This window comes from Rhodococcus sp. IEGM 1370, from assembly GCF_033142325.1.
Taxonomy (GTDB): domain Bacteria; phylum Actinomycetota; class Actinomycetes; order Mycobacteriales; family Mycobacteriaceae; genus Rhodococcoides.
Window position 1 is genome coordinate 1 of sequence record NZ_JAWLRY010000046.1, and the last position, 3,654, is coordinate 3,654.

Below are 3,654 nucleotides of genomic sequence, written 5' to 3' on the forward strand. Positions count from 1 at the left end.
GTCGAATTCTCCCAGCTCAGAGCAACATTCTTTCTATCTGACACGCCTCGCCTACACGCCAGCGTGAAAGCCCGAGGTTAGTCCGATTATCCAGAAAGCCACGCCGTCAACGCCCGACGGCTGTCGACCTGCCCTACGATTGTTCTGATTCGCCCGGTTTTGTTGCTGCACTTGCCCGGCCCACCGAATTCGTCGGATCTCAAGGCGAGCGACGGGTACGCGAAGCCCGTTGGCTAACCCGACTGGATGGTCCACTCGGCCGAGTGTGGGGCCGGCCATTCTTCGACAAGCAGTTCCGCGAGCGCTTCACTCCTCGTATCGATCGAATCTTCGTCGAAGGAGGCGGGGTGGTCGGTGACGAGTCGGTTGTTTAACCGCAGAACGCTGTGGTCCGCCAACGCTTCCCGCTTATCTGTCCAAGGGTTGTTGCTGTTGGATGCGTTTAGTGGCCCCGTGATGAGGGTCAGATTCCCCAGTCTGTGTAGGTGAGTCCCTCGACGGGCCACTGCGTCATCCGCCGACCCCTCGGGCAGCGGCCATGTGGTTTCCCACGACTGAGGAATTACGTGTTCGATGGTGAGCTTCTGTTGCAAGGTAATGCTTTCCGTCTTCGTCGTTCGCATTCGCGCCTCGATAGCTTCCAGAAGCATCCGCACCCGAATTTGGGTCATCGCTCCGTAGATCGGCTGGGTGAGTAGATGGGTCCGGAACGTGGCATCGTCAGGCCACCAAGTCTGGGAATCCGAAGCATACGATCTCAATTGTTCGATCATGGCCTCAGCGGGATTCGAGGCTGATGCCATTTTTTGTAGCAGTTCAACCATTACCTTGTTGTACGGCTTCGTCGTCAACCTGAGCACCATACGGCGTACCAACCACGATTCGAGCGCTCGCAGTGCCGCCACCAGCTGCTGTCGGTCAATCACACTGTCTGCGTGGTAACGCCACAGTCTTAGTGCTACCGGGTAGACAACGCCGGCATCCAAGGCTTCCCGGCGGTTGAAGAACAACCACTCGCGACTACCGGCTGGTAGGTCGTGGAATGACTGGTAAGTGCCGGCGTCGGCAACAAATCGAAAAATCAACTCGCTTGTCGCCACGGGCGTCTGGACGGTCTGATTTGCGATCTTCAAGAATTCGACGTAGAGCCCGGTGGCCGATACCTCGGCGTTTGCCTGCTCTGTTAGCCAATGCATCAGAAACAATTCTGCCCGTGGGCGACGGTAACGGCCCTGGCGTACCGGGTCTCGCCACCATTCGTCAGCGAACCGTGCCGACCACACATTGATGTCAAGGTCCTCGAGGTCGATCTCGGCTCGTCGGGCCGACCGGAACACCTGGTTCTTGACCAGATCGATCGCAAGCAATTTCTCGCCCTGCGCGTTCAAAGATTCGAAGATTCCCTGAGGGTTATCGCCAGGCTCCAGTTCGATCAATACCAGGAGGAGGTGTTCGTAGACCACGTCTTCAAGAGCCTCGAAGTACCTGCCGTGCTCACCCACAGGAATGTCCGACACCCATTCAGTTAGCTGGGTGTAGAAGAAGTGGTACGCGGAGCTGATTTTTTCGCCGGCCATCACCTTGACGGTCTTAGGGTCGGACATTACAGAAGAAAATGCAGCTTGATCTGCGCGAGTGGGCCTCAACTTGAGCCGATCCGCGCCAGACGCACCACGATGATCGTCCTGAGCCCAGAGTTTGCGGAGACCGGCAGCCTGATTCGGCCGGTCGTGTTCCTCGCATATTTGAGTTGCCGCAACCAAAAACAACTGTGCTGTAGTCAGCCGTTGCTGACCGTCGATTACCTCGTGAGTGTGGATTTTGCCCTCACGTACCGGCTTGTCCACAACGACGGCACCGAAAAAGTGCGGCGTCATCGGCGCAATCTTGTCCGGATCCTGGGCGGCAGCGATCAGCGTCTGATGCTCGAGGTACCGATCCACTGTTTGGGAAACATCGTCCCAGAAGGGGCCGAGCCGGTCGTCCTCTGGATTGTCCGGAACATGCCGCCACACGTAGGGCGCTGATACAGCGGCACTGCATAGCGAACTGTGCTCTCGAAAATATCCTGAAGAGTTTGCGACTCAGCCTTCACTCCCGCAACACTACTTCCATTACGGATCAGAACAATCGCCGCCTCGCCGATTCCGGAGATCGATCCTGAAGTAGAGCGTCCGCAAGCGGCCGCGCAAAGAGTGGCGTGGAGCTACGGATTCGACACAGCGGAAGATTTGATCACGGCAGACGACACCGAGCACCCCGAATAGGAGAACGAAGATTTATCCGACCGACCTTGAGGGATGTGGCCCGACCATCGGGGACCTGCCAGACCTGCCACGATCATGACTACGCCCGACGGTCGGTGGAAGTCGAATAGGCAGGAGACATACAGATCGGGCAGGTCATGTCGACAACCCTGTGGCGGCACGACGAGACCGATTTCAACCTGTCCGGTCTCGGAGACTCGGTGGAGGGTTGGGGCGCACCTCTCGAAGGCGGGGCACTGCTGACTGCGTTCCTCACGGCTGTAGGCACCCGTCTTGCGATCGACCCTTGGGTCTACACGCGGGAATGGTTGGCCGAATCGCTGGTCGTGAAACCGGTGGCACTCATCATCGACCTGGGACCCAATGACTACATCCCCGGCGAGCAAGAGTCCGACGACGTCCCGTGTGCTCAACTCCAGGTGATGAAGGATGACGGCCTCTTGGTCCGGCGCTCACGTACTGAGCTTGGACACCTACTACTAGCCGACTACTTCACTGCTGCGGTCACTCTCGACAAGTGGTACCTGCAGGAACATTTCGACGACTGCACCGACGGCTACCTGTTCACCAAGGATCGTCGCTTGGCCGCGGAAACCTGCGTCACCTGGTTCCGGGACAAGCAAGACCCGAACGAGAAGATCGACATCGGCTGCAACTACCGATTCGCCGACCAACTCGTCCCCGAGGACCAGACGCTCTTCTAGACTGGACACACGGACGATAGAAGCTTGAGTTTCGGTCGCTGAATGAACTGTCGTGCTGTAGAACTCGTCCTTCTCTCTGAGAGTATTCGGCCGCGGGGAAGGACATCTTGCAGTTACAACTAACGGACTCCTGATCGGTCGCCGCAACCAGGTTCGACGACTTCGATCTCGAGTCCACCACAGGGCTGACTCCGGTTATCGCGATGGCGCAGCGATCGCATTGCTCACCCTCGCTGCCGAACAGCCGAACGTTCCGACTGACGCCGCTACCGACGCGAGCCGCACCTTCGTGTCCCTCGTCGAGAGCATGGCCAGCTGCTACCCATAATCTGCCGACAACTCCACACAGATTCCGAACCTCATTTGCCGTACGCGCAAGTTCCTACGCATTCCGGGGAGCTCGGGCTATCCGCTGATCCACAGCCTCTTGAGCGTCCCTGTGCAAACCGGCTGACTACTGTTCGCCGCTATGCCGCAAACATCGACTCGACAGGCCCTCGACGAACTATTCGACGTGGTCTTCCGCGACCGCATCCCGCGTTCGCCGCAGTTCGGCGTGACTCCGACCGCGGCGAGGCAACTCGGGTTACTGAGCGATGAGTTCTATGTCAATGGCCAAGATGAAGTCCCCGCTGGTGGCCAAGTAAAAGTCCCCACCCCGTGTTGATGTTTCCGGTTGGTCA

General features: G+C 58.2%; 2 protein-coding genes. One reads left to right on the forward strand and one right to left on the reverse strand.

Annotated elements, in window-relative coordinates; genetic code table 11:
* Positions 1 to 233: 233 nt before the first annotated feature.
* Positions 234 to 2,015, reverse strand: coding sequence for a DUF262 domain-containing protein (locus R4P47_RS24830; RefSeq protein WP_317786062.1), 1,782 nt, complete (start codon positions 2,013 to 2,015; stop codon positions 234 to 236).
* A 389-nt stretch (positions 2,016 to 2,404) separates the two neighbouring features.
* Between R4P47_RS24830 and R4P47_RS24835 the strand changes: the two genes are divergently transcribed.
* Positions 2,405 to 2,971 carry a hypothetical protein gene (locus tag R4P47_RS24835; RefSeq protein ID WP_317786063.1) on the forward strand — a complete coding sequence of 189 codons (567 nt, stop codon included), beginning with the start codon at positions 2,405 to 2,407 and terminating at the stop codon, positions 2,969 to 2,971.
* The last annotated feature ends 683 nt before the right edge of the window (positions 2,972 to 3,654 follow it).

Bases quoted from the DNA above. Each gene is read 5' to 3' on its own strand.
- R4P47_RS24835 (WP_317786063.1), top strand. From the start codon at position 2,405: ATGTCGACAACCCTGTGGCGGCACGACGAGACCGATTTCAACCTGTCC.